Raw genomic sequence first — 15283 nt, 5'->3', positions numbered from 1 at the left:
TCGCTATGGAATGGCCCGCAGATGAGCACGCTGAGAACGCTTTACGACAAGATCTGGGACGACCATCAGGTCGGCGTCAACCAGGACGGCAACGCGCTTCTCTATATTGACCGCCATCTGGTCCATGAGGTGACGAGCCCGCAGGCCTTCGAGGGGCTGCGGCTGGCCGGCCGCAAGGTGCGCGCGCCCGAACGCACGCTCGCCGTGGTCGACCATAACGTTCCGACCTCCGACCGCCGTTTCGGGATCGACGATCCCGAGAGCCGGCTGCAGGTCGAGACCCTCGCCCAGAACGCCCGCGATTTCGGCGTCGAATATTATGACGAGCTCGACCGCCGGCAGGGGATCGTGCACATCGTCGGCCCCGAGCAGGGCTTTACCCTCCCCGGCATGACGATCGTTTGCGGGGACAGCCACACCTCGACCCATGGCGCTTTCGGGGCGCTTGCCCATGGCATCGGCACCTCCGAAGTCGAGCATGTGCTCGCCACCCAGACGCTGGTGCAGCAGAAGGCCAAGAACATGCGCGTGACCGTGGATGGGCAGCTGCCCCCCGGCGTCACCGCCAAGGACATCATCCTCGCCATCATCGGCGAGATCGGCACGGCCGGCGGCAATGGCCATGTGCTCGAATATGCCGGCGAGGCCATCCGCGCCCTTTCCATGGAAGGCCGCATGACGGTCTGCAACATGACCATCGAGGGTGGCGCCCGCGCCGGCCTGATCGCACCCGACGAGAAGACCTTCGCCTATGTGAAGGACCGTCCGCGCGCGCCCAAGGGCCGGGCGTTCGACATGGCGCTCGAATACTGGAAGACGCTCTATACCGACGAGGGCGCCCATTTCGACCGCGAAGTGCGGCTCGATGCCTCCAAGCTGCCCCCGATCGTCTCCTGGGGCTCGAGCCCCGAGGACGTGATCTCGGTCACCGGCACGGTCCCCAACCCCGATGACATCGAGGATGCCAACCGCCGCGCCAGCAAGTGGCGGGCGCTCGAATATATGGGCCTCGTGCCGGGCACCAAGATCACCGACATCGCTGTCGACCGGGTGTTCCTCGGCTCGTGCACCAATGGCCGGATCGAGGATCTGCGGGCAGCAGCCGCGGTGCTCGCGGGCGGACACAAGGTGCGCGAGGGCGTCAGCGCCATGGTCGTGCCGGGTTCGGGCCTCGTCAAGGAACAGGCCGAGGCCGAAGGGCTCGACGTGATCTTCAAGGCGGCGGGCTTCGACTGGCGCGAGCCGGGCTGCTCGATGTGCCTTGCCATGAATGCCGACAAGCTCCGTCCCCAGGAGCGTTGCGCCTCGACCTCGAACCGCAATTTCGAGGGCCGTCAGGGCTTCAAGGGCCGCACGCACCTCGTCTCGCCCGCGATGGCAGCGGCTGCAGCGGTCACCGGGCACTTCGTCGACATTCGCGAGTGGCGGTGACGGAAACCCCGTCTGCCAATCGCTGGGCCAACGCGACTGCGCCATCGCTCGATGATTTCGAAGCGATGGCGCTCGAAGCCCTTGCCGGCCTGCCCGAACCGTTCCGGGAGCTGGTGGCCGGCGTGCCCTGTTCGGTCGCCGAATTTGCCGAGGATGACGTCCTCGAGGGCTTTGGCATGGAGAGCCCGTTCGAGCTCATGGGGCTCTTCGAAGGCGTGGGACTGACCGAAGAGGGCGTCGTGCCCGCGACCGGACAGATGCCGAACCGGGTCTGGCTTTATCGCCGCGCCATTCTCGACTATTGGGCCGAGCACGAGGACGAGACGCTGGGCGAGATCGTCACCCACGTCCTCATCCACGAGATCGGCCACCATTTCGGCTTTTCCGACGAAGACATGGAAGAGATCGAAGCGCGGGCCGATGCCGAGGAGAACTGAGGTCTGCCGGCCCGTCGCCTAGGCGGTTTCGCCATCTCGCGCGACGAATTCGAACTCCGCCTCATTGCCACCCGCAGGATCATCAGACACCCGCATGGCCAGCCCATTAGCCTCGAGGGCCGCCAACCAGTCGTCCCAGCTTACGAGATCGAAGCCGCCGGGACGGTCGGGCCCCTCGTTTTCATCGGCATTGAGGTAGTGCTGGCCGAAGGTGAGCTGCAGCAGCGTGCGCGAGCCGCCCGTGCCATCGGGCATCTCCATGAGCAGCGGATTGCCGCCGCGCGCTTCGGCCCATTGGCGGATTTCGTCGTGGCGGGTCAGGATTTTGGACATTGATGGCTCCCCTTTTCGGTGTGCCCCATTAACCGAGGGGCAGCCCCGCCGGTTCCGCACCTGCCGCAAAGCTGCCCCGACCATCTGGTGTGGTGAGCACACAAGCTTCAATGACAAGGATCAAAGATGGCGCATGCAAGTCCTCTCGCCCGTGCGTTTGTCGTAGCCGCGACGCTCGCACTCGCCACGCAGCCGGCGCTGGCGGGCCTTTGCGCGGCGCCCGACCCAGGGCTCGAGCTCGCCGAAGCCGACCTCGAGCGCCTCGAGGATCTCGACCGGAGCCGTACCCGCGCCATGGCCGCAGCCGCAGCGGGCGGCGCAGAGGCGGATCGGGCGGTGATGGGAGAGCTCTATGCGGAAGGCGTGGCCCCGGTCGATGCGAGCCTGCTCGAGGGCGAATATGACTGCCGCACAATCAAGATGGGCGGGCTGACCCCGATCGTCGTCTATCAATGGTTCCGCTGCCGGGTGACCCCTGAAGCCCAGGCCTTCACCATCACCAAGATCACCGGATCGCAGAATTTCACCGGCACCCTGTTTGCCTCGGGCGATGGCTATCTCTATCGCGGGGCGGGCAATTATGCCGATGAGGAGGCCCGCTATTACGGGCAGGACGCCGAGCGGGACCAGGTCGGATGCCTCGCCGCGAGAAGCGAGGGCGAACGCCACTTCGTTCTCGAACTGCCCCGGCCGCGGTTCGAATCCTTCCACGACGCCATCGAGCTGCGGCCCCGCTGAAGGCGCCGGGGCGGCGTTATCGCCGGGCGCGTCCGCCCTCCCCAGCCCTGCCGCCGGACCACCGGGACAGGCCCGGTGGTGACGGGTTTGGATGGCTTGGTGGTAGGTGGAGCAAGCCCATGCCGTGGGCCTGCACGGCCGGAGAACGCCGCTCCCTCCCCACCGTCATTGCCGGGCTCGTCCCGGCAATCCATTTCCGCTCAGGCCGAAAGGCGCTTCAATATCGCCGCGCCCATTTCCTCGGTGCCGACGGTGCGCCGGTTGTCCTGGGCGATGTCGCCGGTGCGCAGTCCATCGGCGAGGACGGCGGCAATGGCGTTTTCGAGCCGGTCGGCAAGCGTGACCATGCCGAACGAATAGCGCAGCGCCATCGCAAAGCTTGCGATCATCGCGATCGGGTTTGCAATGCCCTTGCCCGCAATGTCGGGCGCCGAGCCATGCACGGGCTCGTAGAAGGCCTTGCGCTTGCCGGTCGCCGGATCGGGCGCGCCGAGCGAGGCCGAGGGCAGCATGCCGAGCGAACCGGTCAGCATCGCGGCGGTGTCCGAGAGGATGTCCCCGAAGAGATTGTCGGTGACGATCACGTCGAACTGACGCGGATTGCGCACGAGCTGCATGGCGCAATTGTCAGCGAGGATGTGCTCGAAGGTGACGTCGGGATAATCCTTGGCGACGCCGCGGACCACCTCGTCCCAGAGCACGCCCGACTTCATGACGTTCTTCTTGTCGGCCGAATGCACCTTGTTGCCGCGCGTGCGGGCCAGATCGAAGGCGACGCGCGCGATGCGGTCGATCTCGTAGGTCTCGTAGACCTGCGTATCGATGGCGCGCTTCTGCCCATTGCCCAGATCGGTGATCTCCTTGGGCTCGCCGAAATAGACCCCGCCGGTCAGTTCGCGCACGATGAGGATGTCGAGCCCCTCGATCAGCTCGCGCTTGAGCGCAGAGGCATCGGCGAGGGCGGGATAGCAGATGGCCGGGCGCAGATTGGCGAAGACGGCGAGTTCCTTGCGCAGGCGCAGAAGCGCCGCTTCGGGCCGGTGCTCATAGGGCACGCTGTCCCATTTCGGGCCGCCCACCGCCCCGAAGATCACCGCGTCGGCGGCAAGCGCCTTCTGCACGTCTTCCTCGGTGACCGCCACCCCATGCGCGTCATAGGCAGCGCCACCCGCGAGACCAGTATCGATCTCGAACTCGGTCTCCCCCTGGCTGTTGAGCCAGGCGATGATCTTCTCGACCTCCGCCATGATTTCGGTGCCGATCCCGTCGCCGGGAAGGAGGAAGAGTTTCTGGGCCATGTCGGATCCGTCCGTACTGGTGGTTACGCCTTTTCTCGGGGGCAGAGTTATCGCCATTTCCCATGGTGGCGCAAGCGCTCAAACAAAGCCGTTTCGTGCAATGAGCACCGGAAAGGTCACGAGATTTGTGAAGAGATGCGCGATGCTGACCCAGAAGATCGAGCCGGTGCGCCAGGCGATCGCCGACCAGATGAGGCCGAGCCCCGCAGCGCCCCCGACGAGCGCGGGCCATCCGCCCTCATAGGCAATGCCATGAGCGAGCGCCAGGGGCACGTGCCAGGCCGTGAAGAGCGCCCAGCAGAGCCAGAAACCGAGCACGGGCCGGTCGGCGAAAAGCTCGAGAAAGCCGCCGCGCCAGGCGGCCTCCTCGAGCGGCGCGTTGACGAGGGCAAGCAGGAGTGCGAGCGCGAAGGCCTCGAGGGGAATGGTGCCGATATTGGGGAGCAGCCCCGCCGCAAAGACGAGGGCGACCTGCAGCCCGAGCACCACCGCCACCCAGCTCTGTGCGGTCGCGAGGCGCGGATCGTATAGCCTCGCGAGGCGACCGCCCAGGTGCAGGAAGACGACCGGGACGCAGAAGCCGAGCCAGTAGAGCCCGAGGCTCAGAAGATAGCCGACGGGCCCGCCGAAGACCGTGGTCAGGAACGGCACGGCAAGGCAGAGACACCCGATCGCAAGGACTGCGTGGAGGACGAGCCCACGCTGGGACGCCGTCACGCCCCCGGATCCGGGCCTAGAGCCAGGGACGGCTTTCGGCCATCTTCTGCTCGAACCCGGCGATGGAGGCATCGCTCTTCAGCGTCGTTGCGATGTCGTCGAGCCCTTCGAGCAGCACGTGCTTGCGCATCGGATCGATGTCGAAATGGATCGAGCCACCATCGGGGCCCGAAATGGTCTGGTTTTCCAGATCCACCGTCAGCGTCGCGTTCGAGCCGCGCTCGGCATCGTCGAGCAGCAGTTCGAGCTGCTCGGGGGTGACGACGACCGGCAGAATGCCGTTCTTGAAGCAATTGTTGTAGAAGATGTCGGCAAAGCTCGTGGAGATGACGCAGCGCACGCCGAAATCGAGCAGCGCCCAGGGCGCGTGCTCGCGGCTCGAGCCGCAACCGAAATTGTCGCCGGCAATGATGATCTTGGCGCTGCGATAGGCAGGCTTGTTGAGCACGAAATCGGGGTTCTCCGAGCCATCCTCCTTGTAGCGCATCTCCGAAAAGAGCGCCGTGCCGAGCCCGGTCCGCTTGATCGTCTTCAGATACTGCTTTGGGATGATCATGTCGGTGTCGATATTGATGATCGGCAGCGGTGCCGCAACGCCGGTCAATGTCGTGAACTTGTCCATGCCTGATCTCCCGTATCGCGCCCTTGAACGAAGGCGTGCGCGCTTCATGGCGCAAGGTCCGGTCACAGGTCAAGCCGGTTATGGCCTCGCCCCGGCGTGACGCGGCCGATTGGCTCGGCTAGGATCGCCGAAATCGACCCTGCGAGAGACCTATGACGCCTCATAATCATGCCAAGCCCGGCGACTATGCCGATGCCGTCCTGCTGCCCGGCGACCCGCTGCGCGCCAAATGGATCTCCGAAACCTTTCTCGAGGACGCCGTCCTGGTCAATTCGGTGCGCAATTGCCTCGGCTATACCGGGACCTGGAAGGGCAAGCGCGTATCGGTGCAGGCGACCGGCATGGGCCAGCCCTCGCTCACCATCTATGTGCACGAGCTGATCAAGGTCTACGGGCTCAAGACCCTGATCCGGGTCGGCACCTGCGGCGGGCTCAACGCAAAGGTCAAGGTGCGCGATCTCATCATCGCCCAGGGCGCATCGACGGATACCACGATCGTTAAGGATGCGTTCGGGCCCTACAATTTTGCCCCGCTCGCGGATTTCTCGCTGCTGCGCGACGCGGTCGACCGGGCGAGCGCGGCCGGCATGAACTGGCATGTCGGCAACATGGTTTCGTCCGACATCTTCTATCATGATGACGGGCTCGCCTCATACAAGGCGCTGATCGACCATGGCGCGCTCGGGGTCGAGATGGAGGCGGCGGCGCTCTATACGCTGGCGGCGCGCTTCGACGCCCGGGCGCTCGCCATCTGCACCATGACCGACTGCCTCGTCACCCATGAGGAGATCAGCGCAGCGGACCGGCAGACCTCGCTAAAGGACATGGCGACCCTGGCCCTCGACGTCGCGATTTCAGCCTGAGGTCTCACGCAAGTGTCAACGCGGCGGGTTCGGGCCGACCCTGTGGGCCATGTTTGCGCCGTGTTCTTGATCGTAATCGGATGCTAGACTGCGCGGCGGTCGCCATGCGTGCGGGGCATGGCCCGACCGGCAGCCAACAGCGCCGCGCCCTTCCGGCCGGAGCGTCACCGGGGAAGCCTTGATGCGCGTCAAATCCACCGCCCTTCGGCTCAACGACACCGTGATCGGCATCGAGACCATGACGCGCTTCGCGCTCGCCGTGCTCGCGCTCGCAAGCGGGGTCTATACCTATCTGGGCGTGCGGGGCCTGCTCGACGGGTCGGCGACCTTCGTCTTTTTTGCCGCCATCATCTATTCGGCCGCCGTCTCGGTCGCGATCTACGCCTTCTGGAGCTTCATGCTGCGCTTCGTGCCGCTCGTCGTTGGCATGGGACGGCGCATCGCGCTCTTTCTGACCATGATGCTGGGCTCGCTGATGATCATCGCGATGTCCTCATGGCTGAACGCCGCCGCGCTGGCCGGTTCCGCCGCGCTCGAGCAGCACCTCGCCGTCACGCTCGAGGGCTATGTGGGGGATCTGGACGCAGCCCATGCCAATGCGCTGGCCGCCCAGAGCCTGCTCCCCGACGTGCAACGCGCCTCCGAGCGGTTCTCCCGCCTTGCCGCCGACGAGCGCGAGGGCGGCGCGCTGACCGGAACCTCGGGTTCGGGCTCGGTCGTCCAGCTCCTCACCCAGATGAGCGCGCAGATGAACGAGCTGGGCAATTCCATCTCGGGGTCGCGTGCCGAGGTCAACGCGCTTTTCGAGCGCGGCACCGAACATCTGGCAACGATGCGGGAGCTGGTCTCGGCGGGGGGCGCGGTTGCTCCCCGGTCGGACCAGTTCGCCGCCGAAGTGGTTCAGCTTTCCGCCGTGATCTCGGCGCTGCAGGAAACGGGCGTCGCCCCGTCGGTGAAGCGCGCTGCCGAAGATCTGTCTCTGGGGTTCATCGCGCCCGTTGCCGATGGCGGCAATGCCGGGCTCGTGCTGCGGCAGGACCAGGTGATGGAGAACGTCCGGGCCTCGGTCGCTGCGCAATCGGCGGCGCTGAGCCAGGCAGCCGACGCCATCCTCAACGAGCCGCGGGTCGAGCCCCGACGCTTCGTGCCGCTTTCGACCGCGGAGGCAGTGCTCCGGTACTGGAGCGATTTCGCGCCATCCTGGGCCGGCGCCATCTCGATCGACCTGCTGCCGGTGGTGCTCGTGCTGGTGCTGATGATCGTCCACGACGCCCTCCGGCGGGAAGCGGCCGAAATCGAGGAAGCCGAGACGGTGAGCGCCGCCGAGATGATCCGGGCCATGGATCTCTACCGGCGGATGGGCGGGTTCCCCGCCCCGCTGGCCGCCGCGCCGGCAGGCCCCGAGACCACGCCGGCGACCCCCGAAGTGGCCCCGGCCGTCTCCTATCCGACCCCGGCCGCACAGGCGCAGGCACCGACCCCGCCGGCAGACCCGGTACGCGCCGAACCCGAGGAGACGATCGTCACCCCGATCGACGTCAACCAGCGCAAGCGTGGCGACGGTCCGGCGCGCTGAGCATGAGCGGGACAGTCGCAACGCCTGAGGATCAGAACCCGGACGAGGATCGCCCGGCACCGCGGGGACTTCTGGCGCGCATCGCCCGGATCGATGACGGGCAGATCCTCCGCTTCGCCTTCTACGCCATGCTCTTGGGCACGCTTTCGGTGCTGATGGTCGATTTTCGCGAGCTGAGCGCCGTCGAGGCGCCGGCCTTCGGCGCTCCGACGCGGCCCAATTTGCCCGCCTTCGATCCCGATGGACCAGCCGCAGCGCCCGGGCCGCCCATCACCACCGACCGGGCCCTGCTCGAAGCCCCGCTCACCGTGACGCTCGGATCGGGCGGGCGGCTCGAGGTGACCGGCAGCATCGATGTTGGCGCGGCCGAACGGTTCCGGACCGAGCTCGAGGCGCGGGCCGAATACATTACGACGATCGCGCTCAATTCCCCGGGCGGATCGGTGACGGACGCCCTCGAGATGGGGCGGCTGATCCATGAAAAGGGCTTTCCCACAAGCATCGGCTCGGGCGAGCTCTGCGCCTCCTCCTGCCCGCTGATCTTTGCGGGCGGGAGCGACCGGGTGGCGAGCCGCACCGCAGCCATCGGGGTCCATCAGGTCTATGCCATGGTCGATGCCGATCAGCTGCCGCAGGGCGCCCGCGCGGCGGGCCTCGCCATGTCCGACGCACAGCGCACCACCGCCGTGATCACGCGTCATTTGCAGGACATGGGCGTGGAACCGGCCCTCTGGCTGCATGCGCTCGAGACGCCCCCCGATCGGCTCTACTACTTTTCGGCGGAGGAATTGACCGAGCTCAAGCTCGCCACCGAACTCACCGACTAAAGTTGTAAATCCGGTGGAACCGGAGACGTGGTCCGGCGTTGGCCGATCATGGACAGGTGGGGAGGCCTGAGATGCGGGAGACACAGACTTTGGTCAGACACAAGGACATAAGGGCGTGGGTCAGTGCCCGTCGCGGTCAGCCGGCGATTTCGAGCGTGCGCGATCGGCTCGGCGAAATGCGGGCAAAGCTGACGCTGAGCTTCGACAAGAGAGCCGAGCGGCCACAGGCAGCGCCCTCGATCGATGACGGGTTGAGCCCGTGCTCGTGGACGGCGTGGCTTGCCGAACTCGACCGGCAGCACCTGGCGTTGAAGGTCAATCCCGGAAGCCAGCCCGAATATGAACTGGTGCCGCGCAGAGACTACAACTGACGCCTCTTGGTACCGATCTCCTCAACGCCGGCAGACGCCGGCGTTTTTCATTTGGTTCGGGCCTTCAGCGATAGTCGATGAGCTTCTTGTCCGGATCATAGGGCTGGTCGGCGACTTCGCGGGTGACCGCCTGCCCGCAACGCATGAGCCCGCTCGTCGCGTCGAACGCATATTGCGGGGAACCGTGGAGCGCCCAACCCTCGCTCAAAGCCTTGGTGACCTTGTGGCAGAAGGCGGAATCGTCCTCTCCGGTTAAAAAGCGGTAGATCAGCATCGTCTCTTCCTCCTGCAAATGCACCGATCGTGTTGCCAAGCCAGCCTCTTAGCGCTAATCGAAATCCCATGCAGTCTTTTCCTCGTGAGCTTCTGGACGGGTATGCCAGTTTCATGGCGGGGCGCTACGCGCGCGAGCGCGACCGCTATCGGGCGCTCGCCCAGGACGGGCAGAAGCCTTCCACCATGATCATTGCGTGCTGCGACAGCCGCGCCGCGCCCGAGACGATCTTCGATCGCGGGCCGGGCGAGCTGTTCGTGCTGCGCAACGTTGCCAATCTCGTGCCGACCTACCAACCCGACGGCGGGCAGCACGGCACCTCGGCGGCGATCGAGTTCGCGGTGAATTCCCTCAAGGTCGAGAATATCGTCGTTCTGGGCCATGGCCGGTGCGGCGGCATCCATGCCGCGCTCTCGCCTTCTGCCGAACCGCTCGACGAGGGTGACTTCATCGGCAAGTGGATGAGCCTGCTCGCCCCCGTCGCCGAGCAGGTCGGGGGCAACAGCTTCATGACCGCAGCGGAGCGCCAGACGGCACTCGAACGCATCTCGATCCGCAACTCGCTCAACAACCTCATGACCTTTCCCTATGTCGAGCGGATGGTGCGTGAGGGCACGCTGGCGCTCCATGGCGCGTGGTTCGACATATCGGCCGGCGAACTCTGGGTCATGGACGCCGACAGCGGAGACTTTCTCCGTGCCGAAACAGTCGACGAACCGGAATTGTGATGGAACGGGACCGCTGAGCGCCCCGTTCGCGCGTGCCCGAGCCGTTTAGGCAAGTTCCGGCGCAGATCCCTCTTTACATCTTTACGCAAATCCCGATCGATCACGCATCCGTTTCCTCGGGAACCGGCGCGGCGCTCGCGTGTTATTTGGGTACGGATGACCGAAACGGATCCTTCGACAGGGGCTCGACAGCGAGCATGCTGTCGACCCGATAACAAACATGGAGAATAACCATGAAGAAGATTTTCATCCCCATGGCCGCACTTGGCTTTTCTGCTCTGATGGTTGGTGGCGCAGCCGCGCAGCCGACGACGTTCGATGCCGTCGACACCGATGGCAGCGGCACCATTTCCTGGGCCGAGTTTGAGATTGCCTTCCCTGACGTGAGCGAAGCTCAGTTCATGGCCGCCGACACCAATGGTGATGGCGAGCTCGATATGGAAGAACTCCGTCTCCTCGCCCCACAGATGGGCCCCTTCGAGTTCGGTGACGGCACCCCGACCGGCGAAGTCGATAGCGAAGGCGACACGACCGATACCGGCACTGTCGACACCCCGGTTGATGACACCGACGACAGCGATGACGAAACGGGTACCGTCAACTAATCCTTAGCGCTCGACGGGGGAGTATCCCCCGTCCGCACTGGACACTGACAGTGAGCCGCCGTTGCGAAAGCAGCGGCGGTTTCGCTTTTTGGGTCAGCCGGCGCGGGGCGCGAGGCCCTGCTCGATCAGCGTTTCGGCGATCTGGATGGTGTTGAGCGCCGCGCCTTTGCGCAGATTGTCCGAGACGACCCACATGGCGAGCCCGTTTTCCACCGTCACGTCTTCGCGGATGCGCGACACGAAGGTTGCGTAATCGCCGACGCACTCGATGGGCGTGATGTAGCCGCCCGCCTCGCGCTTATCGACGACCATGATGCCCGGAGCTTCGCGAAGGGCCTCTCGCGCCTCGTCGGGCGTGATCGGATTGGCGAACTCGATGTTGACCGCCTCGGAATGCCCCACGAAGACCGGCACGCGCACCGCAGTGGCCGACACCCTGATCTTGGGATCGAGGATCTTCTTGGTCTCGGCGAGGATCTTCCACTCTTCCTTGGTGTAGCCATCCTCCATGAACACATCGATATGGGGGATGACGTTGAAGGCGATCTGCTTGGGAAACTTCTTGGGGGTCGGCGCGTCGGTGACGAAGATGCCCTTGGTCTGGTCGTAGAGCTCGTCGATGCCTTCCTTGCCCGCGCCCGACACCGACTGGTAGGTCGAAACAACGACGCGCGTGATGGTCGCGAGGTCGTGGAGCGGCTTCAACGCAACGACGAGCTGCGCCGTCGAGCAATTGGGGTTGGCGATGATGTTGCGCCGGTCCGGATTGGCCATGTATGCGACGAGCGCACCGGCATTCACCTCCGGCACGATCAGCGGCACGTCCGAGTGATAGCGCCAGTAGCTCGAATTATCGATCACCATGGTGCCCGAGGCGCCGATGCGCGGGCCCCAGTCCTTGGCGATGGCCGAGCCGGCCGACATCAGTGCGAAGTCGACGCCTGCGAAATCGAAATTCTCGAGGTCCCGGCACTTGAGCGTCCGGTCGCCATAGCTGACCTCGCGCCCGATCGAGCGCGATGAGGCCAGCGGTATGACCTCGCTTGCGGGAAACTTGCGCTCGTCGAGAATGTTGAGCATCTCGCGGCCCACATTGCCCGTGGCCCCGATGACGGCGACGCGATAAGATCTGGACATCTGTCCCTCTACCCGTTTACGCCCCCGCGCGACCCTGGATCGCGGCCAGCTTGGCTCGGCCTCTCCCCGGCGGGAGGTGGCCCGGGGAGCGACGTCAGACGGTTTTGGTGGTTTTGCTGGACGCGGGCGCGCGGCCCGGGCAATCGTGCCCGGCCTCTTGGCCCGCGATGTCGGTCGGAACGCCCATGACGGCCTCGCAACAGAGATGGCTGCTTTCTACGCGCAATTGGCCCGGTGTCAATCCACCGCCGGCCCAAGCCTTGGACAAGCCTCAGAAACGATAGCCGAACCGTACGCCCAGATTGGTGAGCCCCTCATTGTCCGGCCCGCAGAGACCGGCATGCGACGCGTGCTCGGCGGTGAGCATGACGCTGGCTTCGGGGGTGAACCGGTAGCCGAGGCTGACCGACTCCCGGAAATGGAGCGTACAGCCGAGATTGCGGCGCGGCGCCGCAAGGTCCGAAAAGCCGCCATTGTGCACGGCCGCGCCGAAGCTGCCCTCGATGAAGAAGGGCGTATCAAAGACCGGAACCGTCCAGGTGAGCCCGGCATAGGACATGGATTCGAGCCCACCGAAATTGAGCGTCAGGCCGAAATGCGGCCGCGGCGAGCCGATCCAGCGCAGGAGATCGGCATCGGGCGTCGTGAACAGGAGCTCGACATTGAGATCCTCGATCCGGTTGAGATCGAGCAGGCCGAACGTGCTGTCGGGGCCACCGCGGTCGACGCTGTGGGCGAATATGCCACCACGCAGCTCATCGAGCGCGAAGCCTTGGGCCAGCGCCGGCTGCACCCCCGGCACGATGGCAAGGATGATCGCCGCGGCGATCCCGAAGAAAGACTTACGCATGACTGTGATTGGCCCCGGCCCGTATCGAAGCGATGAAAGCCCGCGATGGCCCGGCCTGTCAATTGCCGGAGGGGCGATTGTGCCGCGCTGTCACCCGGTTGCATCGGAGAACGGCGCTGGAACAAAGCCTGAAAATTTCCGTTCTCATGGCATCTTCACCGGAGTCATGACAAATGGCCATCAAATCTCTCGACGACCTTTTTCTGCATACGCTCAAGGATGTCTATTTCGCCGAGAACCACCTCACCAAGAAGCTGCCGATCATGGCCGCGAAGGCCTGGAACAAGGAGCTCACGGAACTCTTTGAGGAGCACCTTGCCGAAACGCGGGTGCAGATCGAGCGACTGGAGCGGGTGTTCGAGGTCCTCGGACAGAAGCCCGCGGGCGAGGAATGCCCCGCCATCGAAGGCATTACCGAGGAAGCCGAAGAACTGATCGAGGAGATCAAGGACAAGACGACCCTCGATGCCGCGCTCATCGCTTCGGCGCAGGCGGTCGAGCATTACGAGATCACGCGGTACGGCACGCTGATCGCCTGGGCCAAGGAACTGGGACAGGACGAAGTGGCCGATCTGCTGCGCGAGACGCTCGCCGAGGAGAAGGCCGCCGACAGCAAACTCATGCGGTTGGGCGTCGACAAGCTGAACGAGAAGGCCGCCTGAACTGAAGGCGGGCGGGGATGCCTCCCCGCCCGCGCCTCGTCAATTGGGCAGGAGGACCCGGTTGACGACGTGGATGACGCCATTGGACTGGTTGACGTCCGAGATGCTGATCCGCGCGACCCCACCCATTTCATCGACGACATAGACGCGCCCGGCGCTGATCGCTGCGGTCAGCGTATCCCCGCTCAGCGTGCGGAGCGCCACGCTGCCGCCATTGGCTTCGGCGCGCGCGCGCAATTCTTCGGCCGACAGATTGCCCGCCACCACATGGGCGGTGAGGATCTTGGTCAACTGGTCGCGGTTCTCGGGCATCAAAAGAGTATCGACCGTGCCGGCCGGCAGAGCCGCGAAAGCCGCGTTGACGGGCGCAAAGACAGTGAAGGGACCGGGGCCGGAGAGAGCATCGACGAGGCCCGCCGCCTGAACCGCTGCGACCAGCGTCGTGTGATCGCGCGAATTGACGGCGTTTTCGATGATGTTGCGGCTCGGGAACATGGGCGCGCCGCCGACGCGGACGGACGCTTCCTGCGCAGTGGTGGCGATAGGCGAGGCAAAGAGACCGGCGCCCGCGACGAGCGCTGCGAGGACGAGTTTGATCGATGGCATGTGGTAATCTCCCATTCGCACTGGTCTATCCAGTGTCGAACGAGCTACGGCGCCGCTGCCGCACGAGTTTCACATCTGTGACGCGATCGTGATCCAAAAGCGGCCTCTTGCTGCGCGGACGCCGGGGCGCCATCTAGGAGGGATGACCCAGACCATTCCGCTGTCCATGCAGGACCTCGCCCCCGTGGCCGAAGGCGTGACGACGCCCGAGGCCTTCACCGAAACCGTGCGTCTTGCCCAGGCCGGCGACGCCCTCGGCTATACCCGCCTGTGGTATGCCGAGCACCACGGCATGCCCTCCATCGCCTCCTCCTCCCCCGAAGTGCTGATCGCCAATGCCGCCGCCAAAACGCAGGGCATCCGCGTCGGATCGGGCGGGGTGATGCTGCCCAACCACGTGCCGCTGCGGGTCGTCGAGACCTATCGCACCCTCGAGGGGCTGAACCCCGGTCGCATTGATCTCGGCATCGGGCGCGCGGGCGGGTCGGACGGACGGACGCTCCAGGCGCTCCGCTCGTTCGGGGGCGAGCACTTCGCTCAGGAATTGACCGAACTCCTCGCCTTCGAACAGGGCAGCTTCCCGCCCGAACACCCCTTTTCGCGGGTGCATGTCGTGCCTGAAGGCGTCGGCCTGCCGCCGATCTGGATTCTCGGATCGAGCGGCGCGAGCGCGTCTGCGGCCGGCCAGCTCGGGCTCGGCTATGCGTTCGCGGCTCATTTCAGCGCCACCCCTCCTGGTCCGGCGCTCAGGGCCTATCGGGAAGGCTTCCGGCCCTCGCAGGCCTTTCCCACCCCGCACGCGATCCTCTGCCTGTCGGTGATCTGCGCGCCGACCGACGAGGAAGCCGACTGGCTCGCCGGCCCGCAGCGGGTGAGCTGGGCGCTCTTTCATTCGGGTGAAATCCGCAGGCTCGTCTCGCCCGAAGCGGCGGCCGCGCATGTCTATACGCCCCAGCAGCAGGCGATCGTCGAGAACCAATCGCGCCTCTGGATCGTAGGCAGCCCTGAAACGGTGCGCGAAAGGATTATCGAGGCCTTTACCGGCAGCGGAGCGGACGAGGTGATGATCACCACCACCATGCATTCCTATGCCGACAGGAGGCGCTCCTACCAGCTGCTTGCCGAGGCCTTCGGGCTCGTGCCGCGCGATGCCACATTTGGGTCGAAAGTTTGAACGGCACCGCCCGATCAGGCTTTGACCTCTCCGG

At 65.4% G+C, this 15283-nt stretch carries 19 protein-coding genes; 11 read left to right on the top strand and 8 right to left on the bottom strand.

Annotated features, from left to right (window positions below; translation table 11 throughout):
* Positions 1-21: 21 nt before the first annotated feature.
* Both leuC and EMQ25_RS14540 read left to right on the top strand, forming a co-directional pair.
* Positions 22-1431 carry a 3-isopropylmalate dehydratase large subunit gene (gene leuC, locus EMQ25_RS14545; RefSeq protein WP_127189327.1) on the top strand — a complete coding sequence of 470 codons (1410 nt, stop codon included), beginning with the start codon at positions 22-24 and terminating at the stop codon, positions 1429-1431.
* Positions 1428-1868: a metallopeptidase family protein gene (locus EMQ25_RS14540; RefSeq protein WP_244606600.1), complete on the top strand. Its 441-nt coding sequence runs from the start codon at positions 1428-1430 to the stop codon at positions 1866-1868. Before leuC ends, EMQ25_RS14540 begins: the two co-directional genes overlap by 4 nt.
* A gap of 18 nt (positions 1869-1886) precedes the next feature.
* Here EMQ25_RS14540 and EMQ25_RS14535 read toward each other — a convergent pair whose 3' ends face one another.
* A complete protein-coding gene (locus EMQ25_RS14535) occupies positions 1887-2201 on the bottom strand; it encodes a hypothetical protein (protein WP_127189326.1) in 315 nt (104 codons plus the stop codon).
* A gap of 126 nt (positions 2202-2327) precedes the next feature.
* Between EMQ25_RS14535 and EMQ25_RS14530 the strand changes: the two genes are divergently transcribed.
* Positions 2328-2939, top strand: a complete 612-nt coding sequence (locus EMQ25_RS14530; protein ID WP_127189325.1) for a DUF4893 domain-containing protein — start codon at positions 2328-2330, stop codon at positions 2937-2939.
* A 200-nt stretch (positions 2940-3139) separates the two neighbouring features.
* On the opposite strand, the gene leuB is transcribed toward EMQ25_RS14530, so the two are convergent.
* From leuB to leuD, 3 genes are all read right to left on the bottom strand, one after another.
* Positions 3140-4237, bottom strand: a complete 1098-nt coding sequence (leuB, locus tag EMQ25_RS14525; protein ID WP_127189324.1) for a 3-isopropylmalate dehydrogenase — start codon at positions 4235-4237, stop codon at positions 3140-3142.
* A 78-nt stretch (positions 4238-4315) separates the two neighbouring features.
* Positions 4316-4954, bottom strand: coding sequence for a CPBP family glutamic-type intramembrane protease (locus EMQ25_RS14520; protein ID WP_158626094.1), 639 nt, complete (start codon positions 4952-4954; stop codon positions 4316-4318).
* A 16-nt stretch (positions 4955-4970) separates the two neighbouring features.
* On the bottom strand, positions 4971-5576 hold the full coding sequence (gene leuD, locus EMQ25_RS14515; protein WP_127189322.1) for a 3-isopropylmalate dehydratase small subunit: 606 nt from the start codon (positions 5574-5576) through the stop codon (positions 4971-4973).
* A 152-nt stretch (positions 5577-5728) separates the two neighbouring features.
* Between leuD and deoD the strand changes: the two genes are divergently transcribed.
* From deoD to EMQ25_RS14495, 4 genes are all read left to right on the top strand, one after another.
* The gene (deoD, locus tag EMQ25_RS14510) at positions 5729-6439 is read left to right on the top strand and encodes a purine-nucleoside phosphorylase (RefSeq protein WP_127189321.1); all 711 of its coding nucleotides are present in this window, start codon (positions 5729-5731) and stop codon (positions 6437-6439) included.
* 181 nt (positions 6440-6620) lie between these two features.
* Positions 6621-8015, top strand: coding sequence for a hypothetical protein (locus EMQ25_RS14505; protein ID WP_127189320.1), 1395 nt, complete (start codon positions 6621-6623; stop codon positions 8013-8015).
* Positions 8016-8017: 2 nt separating this feature from the next.
* Entirely contained in the window at positions 8018-8842 is an 825-nt protein-coding gene (locus EMQ25_RS14500) for a COG3904 family protein (protein WP_425290245.1), read from the top strand.
* A gap of 89 nt (positions 8843-8931) precedes the next feature.
* Positions 8932-9213, top strand: a complete 282-nt coding sequence (locus tag EMQ25_RS14495) for a hypothetical protein (protein ID WP_127189319.1) — start codon at positions 8932-8934, stop codon at positions 9211-9213.
* 64 nt (positions 9214-9277) lie between these two features.
* Here EMQ25_RS14495 and EMQ25_RS14490 read toward each other — a convergent pair whose 3' ends face one another.
* Positions 9278-9487, bottom strand: a complete 210-nt coding sequence (locus EMQ25_RS14490; RefSeq protein ID WP_127189466.1) for a DUF1737 domain-containing protein — start codon at positions 9485-9487, stop codon at positions 9278-9280.
* 68 nt (positions 9488-9555) lie between these two features.
* Between EMQ25_RS14490 and EMQ25_RS14485 the strand changes: the two genes are divergently transcribed.
* Positions 9556-10215: a carbonic anhydrase gene (locus EMQ25_RS14485; RefSeq protein ID WP_127189318.1), complete on the top strand. Its 660-nt coding sequence runs from the start codon at positions 9556-9558 to the stop codon at positions 10213-10215.
* Between the two features lie 233 nt (positions 10216-10448).
* Positions 10449-10820: an EF-hand domain-containing protein gene (locus EMQ25_RS14480; protein WP_127189317.1), complete on the top strand. Its 372-nt coding sequence runs from the start codon at positions 10449-10451 to the stop codon at positions 10818-10820.
* Between the two features lie 93 nt (positions 10821-10913).
* Here the strand turns inward: EMQ25_RS14480 and EMQ25_RS14475 are convergent, their stop codons facing one another.
* Positions 10914-11957, bottom strand: a complete 1044-nt coding sequence (locus EMQ25_RS14475; protein WP_127189316.1) for an aspartate-semialdehyde dehydrogenase — start codon at positions 11955-11957, stop codon at positions 10914-10916.
* A 271-nt stretch (positions 11958-12228) separates the two neighbouring features.
* Positions 12229-12807, bottom strand: a complete 579-nt coding sequence (locus EMQ25_RS14470) for an acyloxyacyl hydrolase (protein WP_127189315.1) — start codon at positions 12805-12807, stop codon at positions 12229-12231.
* A gap of 173 nt (positions 12808-12980) precedes the next feature.
* On the opposite strand from EMQ25_RS14470, the gene EMQ25_RS14465 reads away from it, so the two are divergent.
* A complete protein-coding gene (locus EMQ25_RS14465; RefSeq protein ID WP_127189314.1) occupies positions 12981-13469 on the top strand; it encodes a YciE/YciF ferroxidase family protein in 489 nt (162 codons plus the stop codon).
* A gap of 39 nt (positions 13470-13508) precedes the next feature.
* Here EMQ25_RS14465 and EMQ25_RS14460 read toward each other — a convergent pair whose 3' ends face one another.
* The gene (locus tag EMQ25_RS14460; RefSeq protein ID WP_127189313.1) at positions 13509-14075 is read right to left on the bottom strand and encodes a fasciclin domain-containing protein; all 567 of its coding nucleotides are present in this window, start codon (positions 14073-14075) and stop codon (positions 13509-13511) included.
* Positions 14076-14217: 142 nt separating this feature from the next.
* Here EMQ25_RS14460 and EMQ25_RS14455 point away from each other — a divergent pair, with 142 nt between their 5' ends.
* The gene (locus EMQ25_RS14455; protein ID WP_127189312.1) at positions 14218-15249 is read left to right on the top strand and encodes an LLM class flavin-dependent oxidoreductase; all 1032 of its coding nucleotides are present in this window, start codon (positions 14218-14220) and stop codon (positions 15247-15249) included.
* The last annotated feature ends 34 nt before the right edge of the window (positions 15250-15283 follow it).

It is taken from the genome of Arsenicitalea aurantiaca (genome assembly GCF_003994485.1).
Lineage (GTDB): Bacteria > Pseudomonadota > Alphaproteobacteria > Rhizobiales > Devosiaceae > Arsenicitalea > Arsenicitalea aurantiaca.
Note: the sequence above shows the minus strand (reverse complement) of the source record. Positions and strands in the feature narration are given on the sequence as shown.